General features: G+C 69.2%; 14 protein-coding genes. 6 read left to right on the top strand and 8 right to left on the bottom strand.

Annotated elements, in window-relative coordinates:
• Positions 1-532: 532 nt before the first annotated feature.
• The 3 genes from IPI43_28180 to IPI43_28170 form a co-directional block, all read right to left on the bottom strand.
• Positions 533-682: a hypothetical protein gene (locus IPI43_28180; protein MBK7777946.1), complete on the bottom strand. Its 150-nt coding sequence runs from the start codon at positions 680-682 to the stop codon at positions 533-535.
• 61 nt (positions 683-743) lie between these two features.
• Entirely contained in the window at positions 744-944 is a 201-nt protein-coding gene (locus IPI43_28175; GenBank protein MBK7777945.1) for a hypothetical protein, read from the bottom strand.
• Positions 945-2540: 1596 nt separating this feature from the next.
• Positions 2541-3020: a hypothetical protein gene (locus IPI43_28170; protein MBK7777944.1), complete on the bottom strand. Its 480-nt coding sequence runs from the start codon at positions 3018-3020 to the stop codon at positions 2541-2543.
• Positions 3021-6464: 3444 nt separating this feature from the next.
• Here IPI43_28170 and IPI43_28165 point away from each other — a divergent pair.
• A complete protein-coding gene (locus IPI43_28165) occupies positions 6465-6890 on the top strand; it encodes a hypothetical protein (GenBank protein ID MBK7777943.1) in 426 nt (141 codons plus the stop codon).
• A gap of 254 nt (positions 6891-7144) precedes the next feature.
• Here the strand turns inward: IPI43_28165 and IPI43_28160 are convergent, their stop codons facing one another.
• The gene (locus tag IPI43_28160; GenBank protein ID MBK7777942.1) at positions 7145-7729 is read right to left on the bottom strand and encodes a hypothetical protein; all 585 of its coding nucleotides are present in this window, start codon (positions 7727-7729) and stop codon (positions 7145-7147) included.
• 559 nt (positions 7730-8288) lie between these two features.
• Here IPI43_28160 and IPI43_28155 point away from each other — a divergent pair.
• The gene (locus IPI43_28155) at positions 8289-8546 is read left to right on the top strand and encodes a hypothetical protein (protein ID MBK7777941.1); all 258 of its coding nucleotides are present in this window, start codon (positions 8289-8291) and stop codon (positions 8544-8546) included.
• Positions 8547-8611: 65 nt separating this feature from the next.
• Here the strand turns inward: IPI43_28155 and IPI43_28150 are convergent, their stop codons facing one another.
• Positions 8612-9790 (bottom strand): hypothetical protein, encoded by a 1179-nt coding sequence (locus IPI43_28150; GenBank protein MBK7777940.1) that lies wholly within the window; start codon positions 9788-9790, stop codon positions 8612-8614.
• Between the two features lie 112 nt (positions 9791-9902).
• Between IPI43_28150 and IPI43_28145 the strand changes: the two genes are divergently transcribed.
• Both IPI43_28145 and IPI43_28140 read left to right on the top strand, forming a co-directional pair.
• The gene (locus IPI43_28145) at positions 9903-11096 is read left to right on the top strand and encodes a hypothetical protein (protein ID MBK7777939.1); all 1194 of its coding nucleotides are present in this window, start codon (positions 9903-9905) and stop codon (positions 11094-11096) included.
• Positions 11093-11932: a nucleotidyl transferase AbiEii/AbiGii toxin family protein gene (locus tag IPI43_28140; GenBank protein ID MBK7777938.1), complete on the top strand. Its 840-nt coding sequence runs from the start codon at positions 11093-11095 to the stop codon at positions 11930-11932. Before IPI43_28145 ends, IPI43_28140 begins: the two co-directional genes overlap by 4 nt.
• 144 nt (positions 11933-12076) lie before the next feature.
• On the opposite strand, the gene IPI43_28135 is transcribed toward IPI43_28140, so the two are convergent.
• Together IPI43_28135 and IPI43_28130 are read right to left on the bottom strand one after the other, a co-directional pair.
• Positions 12077-12808, bottom strand: coding sequence for an AgmX/PglI C-terminal domain-containing protein (locus tag IPI43_28135; protein MBK7777937.1), 732 nt, complete (start codon positions 12806-12808; stop codon positions 12077-12079).
• A complete protein-coding gene (locus tag IPI43_28130; GenBank protein MBK7777936.1) occupies positions 12741-13091 on the bottom strand; it encodes a hypothetical protein in 351 nt (116 codons plus the stop codon). The genes IPI43_28135 and IPI43_28130 overlap by 68 nt, the downstream gene beginning before the upstream one ends.
• A 446-nt stretch (positions 13092-13537) precedes the next feature.
• Between IPI43_28130 and IPI43_28125 the strand changes: the two genes are divergently transcribed.
• Complete coding sequence (locus IPI43_28125) at positions 13538-15667, top strand: hypothetical protein (protein MBK7777935.1); 2130 nt, start codon at positions 13538-13540, stop codon at positions 15665-15667.
• Positions 15668-15731: 64 nt separating this feature from the next.
• Here the strand turns inward: IPI43_28125 and IPI43_28120 are convergent, their stop codons facing one another.
• Positions 15732-17819: a DUF1266 domain-containing protein gene (locus IPI43_28120; GenBank protein MBK7777934.1), complete on the bottom strand. Its 2088-nt coding sequence runs from the start codon at positions 17817-17819 to the stop codon at positions 15732-15734.
• Positions 17820-17838: 19 nt separating this feature from the next.
• Here IPI43_28120 and IPI43_28115 point away from each other — a divergent pair.
• Positions 17839-18288: hypothetical protein (locus tag IPI43_28115; GenBank protein MBK7777933.1), on the top strand; the 450-nt coding region annotated here is incomplete at its 3' end.

Here is an 18288-nt window from a genome sequence, read left to right as displayed (position 1 = left end):
GAACTCGGCCGAACATCCAGATAGACGACCCGGCAGGGCACTCGACTGGCCGCTATGTCGACTTCGGCTTCGGCCGCCTACCGCTCGAAGACGTACGCCGCCCCTGCGCGGGCTGTCCGAGCGGCTCCGGTCGCTGCGGTCCTTGTTCGTTCTGCGGCTCCCGCGCCCGATCCCCAGCTCAGCGAGGTGACGGCGATGTGACTTCACCATCGGACGAGAGCGAGATGTACCGGTACTGAAGAAGAAGCTCGCGTACGGGTAAAAGTTTTCAGGAAGAGCGCCCCAATTTGCGGGCCTTCTCATTCCATGCGGTCGAAGACGCAGGCCGCGCCCGCGTCTACCTCGGTGTTGCTGAACGGGCCGTCCGCCGAGCGGTTGTCCTCAGGGGCCGTCACGCCGATGTGCTGGCCGTCGCCTGAGATGCGGATGCGCTGACGCTGAATCGATCGCCCGCGTCGGCATTCCCAGCCACGAGGGTGGTCTCGAACCCCCAGTCCGTGCCATCGAAGGTGTGTAGACGGAGGCTGCGCCGCTATCCGTACCGACCAGGTCCGGCGAAGGGCACGCCCACCACCAGCGTGCGGCTGAGGTCGTCGAGACCGAGCGCGGACGTCTTCGCTCCGAACGAGTCGCCCATGCCAGGGTTCTGCGCCTTGATGTAGGAGTGATAGCTCCACGTCACGCCACTGCGCGTACACGCAGACGCAGCCGCTGTTGGGCCGCAGCTCGCTCGAAGGCGCTGTTCACGCCGGAGGCGCTGCCGTCTTCGAGCGGAGCGCCTCCACCGCGAGCGTCATGCCGTCGCCTGACAGGCGCAACGCAGAACCGAACTGGTCGCCCGGGCCGTGACTGGCGCCTCGATGCGCGTGGCCGTCGACCACATCGGGTCGCCACGCCGTGTACACGTAGACCACGCCACCGTCTGTCGAGGAGTTGTCTGCCACGGGTGCGCCCACGCCTGTGGCGTGGCTTCGAGTCCTCTCGTGGGGCCGTGCTCCACGGCGAAGGTGTCTCCGCCGTTCGGGACACGGTGATCGACGTGCCCACGTAGTCGCTGGTAGACGGCGCAGGGTTGTTCAGCACCGCCCGCTGCACCCAGGCGTTGCTGTCGGGGTAGGAACACGAACGCCACGCCGGCATCGAAGGCGCCCACGTCACGCTGCCGGCGCCCCGACTACCATGGTGGTGCTGCCATCGCGCGAGAGCGCCACCGGAAAGCCCTGAAGCGGTCCTGCGACACCAGGGTCGACGCGCGAAACGTGGCCCCGAGCTGCCAGGTGGACCCGGACCGCTGGAACAGGAACACCGCGCCCACGGCGTACAGGCCACCCGTGGAGGTGCTGCTGATGCCCGGGGCGTTGTCCCCGTCCAGGCGGTCGCCGAGCGCGATGGTTCTGCTGGCTCACCCGACACCGACACGACGCTGGCCCCATTGTTCCCACCGCCCGGTGGTGCTGCGCAGGTATCGCGAGAGCGTCACCGGTGATGGTGGTCTCGCACGCAGCCGTCCGCGTGCGTGGCCAGCAACACCACGTCGGGGCGGCTGAGGGTGCCGAGCGCCACGGTGCCGAGGTCGAACGAAGCCGCGCCTGACGGGCGTGGCCCCAGCGATGCGCAGCGTGACGTCGGCTGGCGCGCTGATGCTGGGCGTGAACTCCGCGCTGGTGGCTGCCGCGTCCATGACCAGCGCGGCGCCGCTGCCCCACCGCGAAACGCGGGCGTGAGGGTTCCGCCTGTGGCGCTGCCGGTGAGGTAATTCCGTCTCCGACAGGCAGCCGTATCGAGCCCACTCCGCTGCCCATGAACCCTTACGGGGCACGCGCACGAAGTGCCCATACCGACGGTGCTGCACGTGGCCACTGGCTCCCGGTCGCAGCCCCCCAGTTGTCGGTGCTGCGTCGTGGCGCTGCAGCCCACTTCCATGGCGTCCACCGTGCCGTCGCAGTCGCGGTCGCGCGGGTGGTACAGCGGGGGTCGCTCCAGGGTTCGTCGAGAAGTCGAGGTCGTTGCAGTCGGTGGCGTCGGCTACGAAGCCCGCAGGCGCCCCGCACCCCACGTCTCGCCACCGCGCGGTTGCTGGCGGTGTCGCCGTCGTGGTCGCGTGGTACTAGCTTTCGTGACCCCCGGAGGGTCTCCGGGTCGTCGTCGTTGCAGCCGCCAGCTCACGCTCACATAGCCCCCGGGGCTTCGAGGCGGCGCCACACGCGGTCCTCGGCGCTGAAGGTCTTCGTCCGCGTCGCGGTAGAACGTGCCCGGATCGATGGCGTGCTCGTCCACGCGCTGGTCGCAGTCGTTGTTGATCACGTCGCAGCGCCCACGCTCCCGGGGAAGCGCCGGACGTCGTTGTCGGCGCAGTCGCCGGCGCGCGCCACGTAGCCCGTGGGGCACGCTGGCGGCCACCACGAACATGGTCGCGTCGCCGTGGAGAGGTCGCGTACCGAGGTCGCGGAAGAACAGCGCGGGTATCACGTTCTCGTCCACGCTGCCATCGCAGGTCGTTATCCCTTGGCTGTCCAGGGCGTCTCTCGGCGCCTGGACGGCTAGTGGGGGTCGCGGTCGTCGTAGTCGTTCCCGCCAGCTACTGTCGGCGTAGCCGTCGCGGTCGTCGACTCCGTGGTGCTGAACGCGCTCACTACGAAGTCGGCCGCGCTGTTGTAGCCGTCGTCGAGCGCGTTGCACAGCCGGGTGCCAGCGGCCCGCGGCAGCGCGGTGCTGTCGTCGCAGTCGAGCGGGCAGCAGCACGCGCGGCGGTCGGCGGCACGGTGGCCACGGTGGGGTTGAGCTGGCTCCGCAAACTGGTCCGGAGTCGTCGTCCAGATACCACGGCGTTGGGCGCGGGTTCTCGTCCGTGCCCCTGTCGCAGTCGTTGTCCACGCCGTCACGATACCTCCACCTGCAGGTTGGTGGTCGTGCGGGTCGGTGTCGTCGCAGTCTTCCGCCGTGGTGGCAAACCTGGGGATCCCAAGCACGCCACGATGGGGATGCCTTACGTCGCCGTTGTAGTCGCGGTCCGCGTCCACGAACCCGGAACGCCACGCCCCGTCGGTCGCCGTCGTAGTCGTTGTCCATGCCGTCGCACACTCCCGCGCCCACGCTCCTGGGCTGAGCCGAAGGCGACAGGTCGCCGCAGTCATCGCCGCACCTGTCCCGCCCGCTCCGTCCGGGTTGCGGCATCGCGGCGTCCACGTAGCCGTCGCTCGATGTCCCGCCCGCTGAGCGTGGCGGGCTGTCGCAGTCCTCGTCGTGCCCCGCGAGTTCGCCCACCTCACGTTGCTCACGAAGCGGTTGGCGTCCGTGTTGCCGCAGTCGGTTCCGCTGCACGCGACGCGGTCGGTGCCGTCGTCGTCGAAGTCCGGGCATGGTCTCGCAGTCCCCCACGCAGCGGTCGCGCGACTCCCCTCGCACACGGCGTCGAGCGCGCAGGGCGGATCCCCGCCGGCAAGCAGCCGAACGCGTCCGCGCCGGGCGCGCCCATCTGGTAAGTCTCGCGCCGTTGCAGAACATGCCGTCGTCGCAGTCCGTCGCGTCCATGCAGGACTGTTCGCGCCCCGTCGGCGCTAGGTCCATGCGAACGGCCCGCGTCACCGCAGCCAGGAGAACAAACAGGGCAGCGGCCAGCGAGCTCGCCAAGGCCATTACTCGGTGAACGCCCGCGTCTCTGACTCCAGTCCGAAAAGCCAACGAGAGGGTACTGTGTCGAGGGGGGGGGGTGTGACTCTGCCGCAACGAGGTCGGCGTCGCGCGAACGTGAGCCTACGGGCAGACAGGCGCGGTGATGGCCCCGTTGATCCGCACATCGCCGTCACGGGCGGCCACTGGAAGGTGATCTCGACTTGCTTACGGCGTCCACCACCACGTAGCCCTCGTGGTAGCCGGTGCGATTCTGACGCGACCATCCACGGTGCGCGACGCCACCACGATCAGATCAACGCTACCGGAACCCGCTTGCCCGGAAGTGATCTCGGAAAACGTCCCTGAACGCACCAGAGACCCGACGGTGAGAAGACCGGCCCCGATGGGTCCTGACCGCCGGGATAACCACATCGAATGGGTCGCAGCTTGCCCTCGGCGCAGACCAAAAGATCATCGTCGGAGTCCCAGAGGAGAGCCTCGCTATCGCGTTGGTGGTTTGAACGACTCACCATCCCACTGGAGGACGGCTGGGGTCGGGAATGAGCGGGGTCGGTGCCGCGCCTTCTCCCGAACAGCCAGCCATCGCAGCCTCCCCACCAAGAGACATTCTCGCAAGTTCATCGCGAGTCGAAGTCCCTTCGCACGTTGCGCATCCGTCCCCTCCCTTCCGTCGGTGAATGCTCTCACCGTTCGCTAGCAGCGCAATACGCAGTGACTCGTGTCCGCGAGCCCACTTGCTGATTGCACTCAGGCCCTGTCGCCAGACAAGTGCCGGCCCGACTGTCCCAGTGACGTCGCTAAGGCCCAGCATGGACCGCCGAGGCCGCGGGCCGGCGCCCGGAGGTAGAGTCTGGAGCCGTGCGCCTCATTCCGTGGGATGAAGCCGAAGCTCGCATCAGGCGTTCGCTCGGACTCCGTCGAGCTGGCGCGACCGACTCCGGCTAGGCCGGGACTGACCCATGCCCTTCCTCGACCGCTTCTTTCGCCTCTCGCCTCCCTCATCGCCCTGCTGGCGGTGGTCGTTTCGCCTTCCCCGTCTCCGATCCCGCGCGCACCTGGGACGACGGTGGCGCGCTCGCGTTGCTGTGCGTGCAGTACCTCTTCCTCCTCACGCTGGGCGGCCGCTACGACGCCGAGGGCGAGCGCCACGCGGCAGCTTCCCTCACGCTGCGCGGCGTCATCTCGTTCTTCCGTACGCACGTGCGCTGGTGGGCTGATCCACTTCCCTGGCGTTCGACCTCTTCGTGGGCGCCAGCATCAGCGCCCGACGCTGAGCGCGTGGGCATCTCCCACCCGTGGTGCCTGCCGATCTGGGGCCTCACCTTGTGGACGGACTGGGGATGCTGGCGTACTTGGTGGTGCGGCTAGTGGCCGGCTGAGCGCCCAGAACAGGAACCGCGCGGGCGATGCATCGCTGGTCGCCCGGCCGCACCAACCGAGCGGGCCGCGTCCGACGCCCACTCGGACGTGGTCCACGCTCGCGCCACCAGCTGGTCGCCGGCGTGCCGCCTCGCCCCTCGTAGTCCACGGCGATGCTGGTGTGGCTGACGCCAGTGCATCCCCGGTTCGGCTGCACCGCACCAAGGAGGGCCAGCCGCCACGCATGTCCAAATAGTCGACTGACCTGCGCGACCCATGGCGTCCACGGTTCGTCGTTCAGCACCGCTTGAAACGCTAGCTCGAAGGCCGGCGCCCCGTGGGGCACGCCGAGCGCTCCCTGCCCTGCGTCAGCTGCACGGGCGCGCCGTGCACTCTCCCCGCCACGGACGGGGTCCACGGCGCAGGCTGTCGGTCGGCGCCCATGCGGGACGGAACACCAGGCGCGCCCGCGCGACGACGGCGCCATCGCCGATACGCGTGAGCTCGTGGTCCAGCGGCGTAGCTGGTCGTCCCACAGTGCGACAGCCACACCGCGACGGCCACCGGCGCGGGCGTGTCGATGGGCGCGAAAGTGTCGAGGCGGATGGACCGCGCCAGACCGAAGTTGAGCGGGTGCATGCGGCGAGTCGTCCGCCGGCACTAGCGACCGAGCGTGCTCCATCCAGTCCATGAGCACCCGTGGACGAGCCACGCGCGATCCGTCGATCGTGCCAGCGTGGCTCTACCACCGAGCGGAACAGGTTCATGGCGCGCGGACTACACGGGCCGACGGCGGGCGAGCTGCGGTGCTCGCCATGTCGCTTCAGCTCATCGCGCGCGGGCCTAGGATCACGACTGCGGCGGCCGCCAAGAAGCTGGCCCCGATCCACCGAGACCAGCTGCTGGCCGCGTTGGCGGCCTACTTCGGGAAGAAGACCAGCTTCGCAGCGGCGTTCCCTGCGGAGGAGCCCGCCGGAAGCGCAGCGCTACGAGGTAGTGGCCATGGGGGACCCGGCGCCGCGCTACGATCTCTGGGAGATCAGCGTCGACGGAGGCGTGCTCTTCGCCCACGCGACCACGGACCGCACCAGCATCGAGCTCGGCCAGGGGTGGCTGAGGTGGTGAGCGACGCGAGCGACACCGACCTCGGTGAGCTGGTGGCCGAGCTGAACGCGGCCGACCGCCTGCCCGACCCCGACGCTCCCTGATCCTGGAGAAGGACACGTCAGGCGGTCAGACCGTCTTTCGCTTGCCGGCTTCAGCCCGTCCGGACGCCAACCCGAAGAACAAGAAGGAGTGGGACAAGCTCCTGCGCTAGCCCAACATCTACGTCACGGAGGGCTTCGCCGCGACGTACGCCGCGTCGTTCACACAGGGGAACTCGCAGACGGTCGCTCGCTACGCGTGCTGTCGAGGCGTTCATCCTCGAGCACGCGGAGCAGCTCGGCTGGAGCGAGATCAGCCGTCGCCAGGTGTTGTCGGAGGCCTTCCTGGCCGAGCACGCCGACCGAGTGGACTGGGCCGGGGCGTCCCACGAGCAGCGCCTGAGCGAGGGCTTCCTGCGCGAGCACGCCCATCGGGTGGACTGGAGTGCGGTGGCGCAGTCGCAGGCGCTCTCCGAGACGTTCATCGAAGAATTCGCGGACAAGATTCCGTTCCAGCGCTTGAACACCACCAAGCTCTCCGAGAGCTTCATCCGAAAGCACAGAGATGCGCTCGACTGGAGTGGCCCCCTGGGCGTGTCCGAGCACCCTAGCCTCTCCGTGGCGTTCCTGAAGGAACACGCCGACCGGCTCACGTGGTCGAAGGTGACCTGCGACGCGGACACGAGGAAGACGTCATCGACGCGTTCGGTGACCGCATCGAGTGGCGCCTCCTCGGGGCGAACGTGCAGGTGAGCGGAGGCGCAGCTGCGACCTTCGCCGACCGCATCGACTGGCGCATGGTGGTCCGCTCCAAGAGACCGCTCTCCGACGAGCTGGTGCGCGACCACGCCGCGTTCCTCGACGAGCCGCTGTGGCGCAGGCTCATCGGACCAAGCGTGTCTCGCCGGCCTACGCCAAGGAGATCAGCGCCCACCTGAGAGCGGCCAAGAAGGCCAAGGGGCTGAGCTCTCAGACTCACTGCGCGGTCATCGCCGCCTGCGCGCTCTCTATGCGCGGGTCGGCCTTGGAGGGCATCCGCATAGCCCTGCGCTGCGGAGGGCAGCGTGACCTTCAGGAAGCCGCTCCACCCGAGCACGATGAACGCGTAGAGGTCTGCGGCGCTCAGCGACTTGCCGTTGAGGAATGGCTTCTTCCCGCCATCGATCATGCCCACGAACGTCCACGCGCTGCCGCACGTTGGCCATGGCCGCCTCGCGCGCTTCGGTGCTGAGCTTCGGGTTGAACAGCGCGCCGTACGCGGGGTGCAGCTCGCTGGTCACGAAGCCGAGGTCGTTGAGGTACGCGTAGCGCTCGGTGGTGCCCTCCTGCGGGGCGAGGCCAGCGTTGCCCTGGTCGGCGAGGAAGGTGAGCGTGGCCACGTTCTCGTTGAGCATCGACCCATCCGCGAACACGATGGCGGGGACGTTGCCCTTCGGGTTGATCGCGTCGAAGTCCTTTCCGGACTTGGTCTGGTGCTTCGCGAGGTCCACCACCTCTCCGAGTCGAACTCGAGGCCGCCGATGGTCGCCGCGAGGTAGTTGGCTGCGCCGCAGCTGGTGGGGGGTGTAGTAGAGCTTGAACGTGGTGGTCATGTGGCCAACCTAGTGTGTGATGCTGCCTGACCGCAAGTCATGGCGTCATCCTGGCAGCCACCATGCTTCCGCGTGCGCTCGCTCAGAACACGAGGGTACATTGCTACAAGGAGTTCCATGCCCCTGACCACGCTGCACGCCCTCCTCCTGGACGCCTCCGACGCTGGCCTCGCCCGCCTCGCCGCGGCGCACGGGAGCGGTCCCGAGGTTCGCACGGCGTGGGCACAGCTCCGCGGTGACGTCTCCCTCGCGAGCGCCGCGATCGCAGCCATCGAGCGCTCGGGTGCCCTCACGGAGCCACTCGAGCCTCGTCCGCGCATGCTGGTGGAGGACCTGCTGTCGCTGCTGGCAGAGGTCTCGCACGGCCACGACCTGCTGCTTCGCGCATGGCGGAGGCGCCCCAGCACGAAGTCCGCCAGCGCGCGGGCCTCGCGCTCCCTCGCGCGCAGCGAAGCCCGTGGTCTCGAGGCGCTGGCCGCGCGCCTCGACGAAGCCACCGGCAACGAGCGCGTGCTCGCGCTCCAGGCTGTCTCACCCGGGACCCGGGGAGGCCCACGCGGTGCTGTCCCCTCGCTTCACCCCGCCGTCGCCGCGCGCAGCAGGCTTCGTCTACGACTCGCTGCACGTGCTGATGCGCGACATCCACGACGACGGCCGCGCGCACTGGGGAGCCACCCGCGGCTGGTTCGCGGCCGACCCGCGCTGGATGGCGCTGTGCGAAGCATGGACCAAGCTCCCCGTCGACCGCGCGGCCTGGGGCGAGCGAGAGGCGCAAGGCATCGTCGAGGTGGCCGCGCTGCTGCGCAAGCGCAAGTGACCCTAGCTGGGTGGCCCCGATCACGGCTCAGGGAGCCGCTGAGCACGTCACGCTCGACTCGGAGATCACCCACTCTCCAGGCCGACCCGCACTCCCCAGACGGCACGCAGCGCCGTCCCGTCCCACGACCAGCTCGTGATGGCACGGCCAGCCGCGCGTGCCATCACCAGCGGCTGCCCAACGGCAGCGCCACGGAGGTCCGTGCGTGTCAGGGTGAGCGATCCGCGCGTCACCGCCAGCGCCGGGAACACTGGCGTCGCCGGCAGCTCCGCGGTGGGAGCGAGGGTGGTCGGCGTGCCGTCGAGGAAGCTGCCGTCGCGGCCCGACACCCGCAGCCAACGCACGTCGCCTCGGGTCATCGTGTAGAACAAGTCGAGGTCGGTTCCGCGGGCACGCGCCCAGCTCAGGCGGGCGCTCGCGGGCGCCGTTCGAGTGATCACGTGACGACGCTGCCCGAGCGCGAGCACGAACGAACGGCGGAGCGCCACGCCTTCCTCGTCGGTCGCCGGCCCGTCCTGGGAACCGAGCGCCACGACCTGCTCTCCGTCTGCCGTCAGCAGCTCGATCGGATAGTCGCTCGGGCCTTGGGTTCGAATCGGGTGCTCCTCCACCATCACGCGCCCCCCCGGGTCGAGGCGGAACAGATCGATGCTCGCGCCCCCCCACCGCGACACGGTCGCGACCGCCACCCCGGACGGCGCGCCGTCCACCCCGCGAAGCGTCGCGGAGCTCACCACATCGAACTGCTGTGTGGATGGCTCGGGCGCGTGGGCCGCCCCGGTCGGCATCCCGTCAGCGTCGAGCCCAATCGCACGAACGCACGAGTACCCGCGGGTCCAGTCCCCGCTGCAGAGCGCGCCCACACTGAGCACCAGGAAGCGCCCTCCGTTCACGGGCGCGAGCACCTGGACGTTGAGGCCCTGATCGAGCGCCACGGTGTTCAGCGCGCCGAGCTCGCGGTCGATCCGGCGGCTCGCGACGGTGTGCTCACCGCTCGACCACACCGCGAGCGTGCTGGGCCTCGGGCCGGGCTGCGACGCGACACGCAAGCGGAGGTTCCGCACCGACGACCGACCGAGCTCACGCGGCACGCTCGCCGTGCAGCTGCTCCCGCCGAGGTGGACCTGGTCTGGCTCGAGCATCGGCAGCGGCTGGGCGGGCGTGGTCTGCGCGTGCGTGACGGGAACCGCGAGAGCCCCGACGAGCGCGAGGGCGAAGATGGAGCCGGCAGCAGGTGCGCGCATGGGGCGAGTGTAGCCCCGCGAACGCCGTGCCCAGCCCAGCGCCCTCCACGATCGGATCGAGGCGCGCCCGGAAGTGGGGAAATACTTCTTCACGAGAGCCGATGCTTGGGCCGTGACCAACGCCTCCGACGCGGCCATCAAGATGAGGCCGGCTCGAGCGACGAGCCTCGACAGTGCAGCGCCGGTTCCTGCGCAAATAAACCCACCTGCCTTGCAACGCAGGTCATGCTATAAACGCAGGATGAGCGAAGCCTCAGCCATCGCCGCGAGCAAAGGCAGCAAGTGGGAGCGAGAAGCGGCCGCTCGCCTGCCCGCCCTGCTCTCGGACTGGCTGGGAGAGCCCGTGGTGCGGGTGGTGTCCGCCGGCGTGCATGACAACGTCGAGTTCGCTGTCGCAGCCACCACCAGCCGTCGCGTTTTCATGGTCGAGGTGAAGGGGTCGGACAGCATCGCCGGGCTCGAGCGGGCGGCGGCCCAGCTGCTCCAACTCCCGCGCGTCGCTGGACAGGTGCCGCTCCTGGTGGTGCCGTACATGGGGCCCCAGGCCCGCGCGTGGGCGCGCAGCAAGCAAGTCTCGTGGGCCGACCTTTCGGGCAACGCCGACATACGCGCGCCCAATCTGCGGGTCTTCGTGGAAGGGAACGCCAACCGCTACGCCCAGAGCGGCAGGCCCGCGAACCCGTTCGCGCCCAAGTACGCCCGCGTGAGCCGCGTGCTGCTGACAGACGCCGACCGCTGGTGGCGGCAGCGCGACCTGTGCGTGGAGACCGCCCTCTCCGACGCCACCGTGAGCCGCGCGGTGGGTCACCTCGAGAGCGCCGACCTGCTGGAGACCAACTCCGAAGGGGCCGTGCGCGCCAGGGCCCCTTCGGTGCTGCTGGACGCGTGGGCGCAGCGCTACTCGTTCGCTGACCACCGCGTGCACAAGTTCCAGACCGTCGCCCGCACGGGCCACGCCGCGCTGCAGTCCCTCGCCACCAAGCTGTCCGGCACGAGCACCACCTGGGCCGCCACGGGGCTGTCGGCCGCATACATGTGGACGCGGTTCGCCGACTTCCGGCTCACCGCGTTGTTCGTCGATGAGCTCCCGCACGACACCGAGTCGCTTGGTCTTCACCCGGTCGAGCGCGGCGAAAACGTATGGCTCGTCGTCCCGCGAGACGAAGGCGTGTTCTACAAGAAGTCCCAGCAAGGCGTGTGGTGTGTGCCCCCCGTGCAGGTCTACCTCGACCTCCTCAGTCAGCCGGAGCGCGCCAGAGAGGCTGCGTCCCACCTGCGCGCCGAGCTGCTTCAGTGGCGGGCATGATGGCGAACAAGCCCACCACCGCCGCGGGCTACCCACCCGAGATGGCCATCGCAGCCCGACAGATGTGCCTCTACGTCGCCACGATCCTGGGCGACCTCCTCGACGACATCGTGGTGGTCGGTGGCCTCGTGCCGTATCTGATCGTCGACCAGATGCATGGAGTGGAGGGCCACGTCGGCACCCGCGACCTCGACCTCGGGCTCGCGCTCGCAGTGCTCGACGAAGAGCGGTACAAGCAAATCGCTGACCGCCTGCGCGCCAGAGGTTTCACGCAAGCCATGAACGAGGACGGCACGCCGACTCGGCAGACCTGGAAGCTGCGGGAGGAGGCCATCACGATCGACTTCCTCATCCCACCGGCAGGGGCTTCACAGAAGCCGGGGAAGCTGCAGAACCTGCAGGCCGACTTCGCCGCCATCATCACCCCGGCCCTGCCCCTCGCGTTCCAAGACGTGGTGCGCGTAGTCATCGACGACACGACGCCGAACCGCGAGCGGGCGAGGCGTCAGGTCAACGTCGCCGGCCCTGCCGCGTTCGTGGTGCTGAAGGCCCACGCCCTGAAGCAACGGGGCGAGAACAAGGACGCCTACGACCTCGTGTACGTCCTCCGCAGCTTCGGCGACGAGCCGATCACCGAAGTCGTTCGACGCTTTGCGACCATCGCGTCAGCAACGGAGGCAGTGGAGGCGCTCACGATCCTCGACGCCGAGTTCGCGTCCGTCGAGCACGTCGGCCCGCGGCGATACGCAGAGTTCCTCGGGGATGCGAACGACGCTGAACGACGCGCGGAAGCTTTCGCTGCGGTCCGCGAGTTCCTGCGGCTGCTCCACCCGTGAAGGTTCAACATCACGTCGTTGGTGAGACGCATACAACGGACCTGGACTGGGCGCGAGGGCTCGTCTGCGCAGGTGGGGCGCCCGCGGCCGCCGGGCCCATCCTCACCTACCGCGTGCCTGGCGGCGCATTCGCTGGCCAACCAGTCACGTGGACTCGAGCGTGAAGGGGTACGTGACGCTCACCAGCCCGCCGCCGTCAGGAGCGGGGAACCGCCAGGTCACGATCGACGCGGTGATGCACGCGCGGAGTCCCGCATCGCCGACGGTGTCGCTGACCACGGTGGCCGTCGAGACCGTGCCGTCGGGTTGGATGATGAAGCGCACCGTCACGGTGCCGCGCAGGGCGGACCAGCGTGCGAGTGCGGTCTCGTAGCAGGCCTGCACGTGGCGCCGGTTGGCACGAACAACGGTCCGGATCACATCCGCGCTGAGGGACCCACCGCGCTCGCCGGTGGTGGGCGCGGTGGCGCCGGCGGGAGCGCTCGGCTCCGCGTACAGCGAGGCAGAGCCCGCGTCGGTGCCCACGGGTGGTGGGCGCGGAGGCGGCACGCGCGAGCAGTAGCGCCGGTCCAACCGGCAAGCCTGCTCCCAGGCCACTCCCGCCTCGTTGGCCGTGTCCGTGGCGAAGGGGCCGTCCTCGAGCGCCTCCGCCAGCCGCACGCACGAGCGAAGGTGCTCCCCGCGAAAGCACGCCGCGAACAGCAAGCGGCGCAGGGTCTCGATGCCGTCGGGAGTGGTCGCGTCGGTCGTCTCTGCGAGCCGAGCGCAGGTGTCGTAGTCACCCAGGGCGCACGCACGAAGGGCGAAATCACGCGCCTCGTCGTGTTCTCCGGCATCTGTGGCGTAGGCCCCTGCAACGGCGCACCCGCGAGCCACGTCCAGCGCGCACGCACTCCATCACGGGCCGCTGGCACTGGTCCACGTCGGAGGCGCGCCCCACCGCCAGCACCCACTCGACGCAGCTCTCCGGCAGCCCCAGCTGGCAGCCGCGCAGCAGCAGCTCGGTGCCCAGCTCATGGTTGATCGGGCGCAGCCGGTGTCCCAACCCCAGCACGTGGCAGTGGCGCGCGTCCCCCCGCATGCACTCCCGGTTGCACTCCACCTCGTCGGAGTCGCACCCGGTGGGCCCCCCGTGGAGGGCGAAGCGGCGCTCGTCCATCTGCGGCAGTGGGCAGACGGTGTCCGACGCGGCTGGCTCAGTGGACGACTGCTCGACGGGTCCCGTGGCTGCGGTCGGCGCCGACGCTCCACACCCTAGCAAGCTCGCCATGGTGAGCAGGGCGAGCGCACCCCTTTCCAGCGAGGGTCGGCCGCCACAGCGCTGGATTCCCGAGCCACTGGTGCCCATGATGTGAATGTGTCGCGGCACGCTCGTGGACGTTGACCCTATCACGATGAAGCGCATCGCCATGGGGCTGCTCCGTTGCACGTCGTACGCGGTGCCAAGCGGCGGGTGGAGTAGATGAATACGGCCTGACGGTCCACGTCGGACGCCAACTCATCACGTGCTGGAGGGTCGTCTACGACCTATGGCACTCTCACTCGAGCTGACCGTGCTGGTGAGCGACCAGCACGGTCCTCCTCGCTCCATCTCGGGGGATCCTCATGAAGCAGCACATACGTTGGATCACGGCGCTCGTGCTGGGTGTCGCACTCTCGCCTGGCAAGACGCACGCGTTCACCGGCCGCCTTCCTGCCTCCGGGGTCACGGACGCGGCAGCGGAGGGCCTGGTGGTGGTTCGCGGCGGCGCGTTACCCAGTGGCTGCATCGGGCTGGCATTGTCCCCCGACTGGGTGCTCACGCTCGATCAGGTCTACATCGAAGGGGTCGCGCGGTCGTGCCTCGGCGACCCACAGCGCGCCGCGGCCACGACCATCGAGACGGGCGCGACCAGCGTGCCCGTCGCCCTCATGGTGCTGGGCGAGCGAACGGTGACCCACAGCGGTGGGGTCGCCTTCACGTTGCTGCGCACAGAATCTCCTCTGCCGACAGGGGCACTCCGGACGTTCGCCCCCGAGCCCACGCTCGCCAGACTGCAGGAACGAACGCCGAGGGTACCTCTGGATTTCCTCGGTCGCACGAGGGCACAGACCTTCGCTCGGGCGACGTTGCCCGCGCAGGCGCTCGGCGCGGACGGCTATCTTCTCGACGGACTCGACTCCTTGATCGGACTCAGCGACCTCGACCTGGCCGCACCCGTGGTGATGGCCGATCGCACGCTCGTGGGGCTCTTGGGAGAGATCGCCACTCGACCGGGGCGATCGGCCGCGACGTTGGGGTCCGTGGTCAGCGTGCACCGGCAGATGCCGTGGGTCTCGCACGTGATGGCCGGCTCACTCGACCGGCAGCGAAGTCAGCTGGCACCCTTCCCCGCTGCGACGGACACACCGCCGACGGTGGTCGTCGAACCGACTGTCGAACGTCCGACAATAGAGAACACTCGTCCCGGAACCCCAGAGTTCGATCGCTACGTGCGCGAACAAGAGGAGCAGCGACGCCTCGCCGCGCAGCGGCTCGCGGAGCAGCGTGCCGCGCTGGCCGCTGGACCGACGGAGGTCCTCACCAACGGCAGCTTCGAGATGGCCGGAGCGAACGAGGGACCAGTGCGCTCGCTCCCGGGATGGACCCTGCGCAGCGGCGCGACGATCAACGTGATCAACGTGGCCGCGGGAGCCCCGGACGGCACGCGCTACATCCAGCTCGATGATCCGAGCGCGAGCGCAGCGTCGACGGTCACGCCACTGCCCGACGTACTCACGACGCGGGTGACCACGATGGCCAACGTGATGTACGACCTGACGCTCTCGGTCTCACCCGTCCCAGGAACGCCCGCTGAGCGCAACACCATGGAGATCTGGTTCGACGGCCGCCGGGTGGCGACGCTCTCCGTCGACGGCAGGAACCTGACCGCGCCTCGCTGGTTCAAAGTGGTTCTGCCCGTGAAAGCACGCAACACCGAGGGCGTCCTCGAGTTCCGCGAGCGGTGGACGCCGCAGGGACAGGGCATGCTGCTGGACGCCGTGTCGCTGCAGACCTCGACCCGACAACCCACACGGGACGTGATCCTCTGGGGAAGGCAGATCCCGGGGCTGACCAACGGCGGTTTCGAGCTGCCCGAGATTCCTGCCCGCACATACCGCCTCACGCCCCGGACCATCCCGGGCTGGAACGTCGACCTCACGAACGTGGCACCGGCACCCAGACAGGACTGCAACGGGATGTCGGGCCTGCAGCGGGCCCTCTGTCGGTCCCAGCAACAGTCGCGGCTGCGCGCGTGGGAGGCACCGATCTCGATCGAAGTGCAGCACCGAGTCGCGGGCTCGCCGTGGGAGGGCAATCAGCTCGTGGAGCTCGATGGCAACGCGCCGGTCTGGATCAGGGCCTGGCCTCCGGTACCACCCGGTCCAATCGCGGAAGAACACATGGGTGACTTCTACGACGCCACGGGAATGATCTCGGGTTCCACTGTCGTGGTGAGCGCTGCGTTTTCCCCGCGGCCCGGTACCGCGCAAGACAACAACCGCGCGGAGCTGTGGCACGGGGACCAGATCGGGGGCCAGCTCGTCGCGCGGCTCGAAGCCGACGGGCGCGGCCTCGCCGACACCTGCTGGTTGCGTCTAGAAGCCGACGTGGTGGCCCACGACCAGCGGGCGGCCGTCGTACTGCGTGATCTCGGCACGCCCGACGGCCGGGGAACCTACTTCGACGGTATCGCGCGGCGCATCAGTCAGTGACACGACGCTATCCGGCCCCGAAGTCGGCCGAGAGGTTCACGATCACCCAAGCAGGCTGAGGAGGTCACCCGATGAGGCGACCGCGCACGGCGCGTGTGAATGCTCGCGCCGCTTCTGCGGCTTGGTCCTCGGTGGACAGCTCGCTCTCCGTGCGCGTCGCGTCGCCGACCACTTCGCCGCCAGCGCAGCCGGTCAGCGTCACGCTCTCGAGCACCGCGCTGCCGGTCGTGTCGACGCGCACGCCCGCGCCACCGGCGCCATTCACGGTGGATGCGCTCATCCGCAGGCTCGCGCCCTCCCCCACCAACGCGCCGTCGCCGCCCGCGTGTTCGATGTGCACGAAGGAGAGCTCGACGTTCGAGCGCGGCTGCACGTCGACGGCAATGCCGGTGTGATGCTCGAAGCGGGATGCGTGCACCACCGCCGCACCGCCTTCTTGCACCCACAGCCCGAGCGCGCCGCGCGCGAGGCGACAGTCCGCCATGGCCAGGATGCCGGTGTCGAGGACCCACACATGCCCCTCGGCGCTGTCCTCCAGCTGCGAGCCCCTCAAGAGGAGCTTCGCGCGGTTGCGCACGAGGACGCCCGCGCTCGCGTTGCCCGTAGCCGTGATCTCGTCGGCCTGGATGGGCTCGGTCGTGGCCACGTCGAGCGCCGCGAGCTTGCAGCCGGTGATGCGCGTGCGCGAGATGGCAGCGCTGGCCGTCTCTTGGAAGAAGATGCCACCCGACTGGCTGCCCGCGATGCTCACTTCATCGATGACGAGATCGGAAGAACCGATGCCCACCACGCTCGCCGAGCCTGCGTTTCGCGTGAAGGTGCTGCGTCGCAAGGTCGCCCGCACCTTCCCATGGGCGAGCACGGACGCGGCGCCGCTGTCTTCGATGGAGCACTCGTCCACGAGCGCGCCGGCCTCGCCCTGCAGCTCGATGCCGTTCTGGGCGCTGCGCTGCACCGTGCAGCGCTCGGCGATGAGCTGCCCGCTGACCAGGTTGAGGCCGTTCGACCCGCAGTCGTGGAACGTGGAGTCGACCACGTGCGCCGAGCCCCACGTCACCACCCGCACGCCGTCGTGCGACGCGGCGACGTCGCATGCTTCCATGCGCACATAGCCACGGTTCACGTGCACCGCGTTGAGCGACTTGCCGTCCGCCGTGAGCTGCGAGCGCAGCGTGATCCCTTGCAGGCGCGCGCCGACCATCTTCTCGATGCGCACGCAGGGCACGTGGGCGCTCTCGACGGTCACCTCACCCTGCGCCACGATCTCGATGCCGTGCGTGGGCGCGATGACCTCGCGGTACGTGCCTGCCGGCACGAGCACGCGACCATCCGGACCGGCGAGCTGAATGGCGTCGGCAATCGTGGGCGTATTGGCTTGGCCGACGAGCACCTCGATCGGCGCGAGGTCGGGCGCAGGCGTGTCACCGAGGTCGAGGTCGAACGGCAGCGTCAGCCACGGGCTCGACGGGTCGTTCAGCAGCCACGTCATCGCCTGCTCGGACGGATCCAACACCTCGCGCTCGCCTTCGCACCAGCTCGCGAGCCCAGCCAGATAGCTCGCGCCGTAGTCGGCCCAGGAGGTGAAGCTCTCGCGCACGAGCGCGCCGGCCTGCCGGTGCCACGCCCAGGCGGTCTCGAGGTCGACGAGGTACGCCGCGTACGCCCAACCCGCGACATTGGCCACGCGCTGCGCGTCCCAGCCCGCGAACTCACGCGCGGTGCCGAGTCCAGCCTTCTCGTACTCGGCGCGATGACCACCACCGAGCAACCACGACACCGTGCGCACCACGTCTTCGCTCGTGCGCACCTGCCAGCCGTTGCGCAGCACCGCCGACGCCTCCCACGAGATGGTCGGCCGCCCGTCACCCCCGAGCCGATCGAGCCGTCGCCCGTTCCGCTTGTTCAGCGGCGCACCCACGGAGATCAACCAACGCTGGGGCCCAGTCAGCTCGTGCATGAGCACTTGTACCCTGCGAGCCCATGGGAGCGCACTTGGGATCGCTGGAGCGGGGACACCGCCGCCGCCCTGCTGAATCGTTTGCACAACGTTACGACTATCGTTACTTTGTGCGTGAGGTTCAGCAATGACCGGCCCCAGGACCCTGCACGATTGGATCGAGGCGCGCCCAGAAGAGGGGAAATACTTCTTCACGCGAGCCGATGCTGGTGCCGTGACCAACGCCTCCGACGCGGCCATCAAGATGACCCTCCACCGGCTCAAGCGACGGGGGTCCATCGTCAGCCCGCGTCGGGACTTCTTCGTGGTGGTGCCGCGCGAGTATCGCTCTGCGGGCTCTCCGCCAGCCACGTGGTTCATCGATGACCTCATGCGGCACCAGGGCCGGCGCTACTACGTGGCCCTGCTGAGCGCGGCCGCCCTCCATGGCGCCGGGCACCAACAGCCCATGGCCTTCCAGGTGATGGTGGATGGCACCGAGCGCGCCATCGAGGTGGGGCGCGTCCGCGTCGAGTTCCACGTCAGCCACCGCTTCGACGGCGCCGCCACCCAAACGCTGCAGACCGAGACCGGCACCATGATCGTCGCCACGGCGGAGACCACCGCATTCGACCTGGTGCGCTTTCCCGGCGCGTCTGGACACTGGAGCAACGTGGCCACCGTG

The sequence above is a fragment of the Sandaracinaceae bacterium genome (assembly GCA_016706685.1).
Classification (GTDB): Bacteria; Myxococcota_A; Polyangia; order Polyangiales; family Houyiibacteriaceae; genus JADJJE01.
This window is presented reverse-complemented; position numbering and strand designations above follow the sequence as displayed.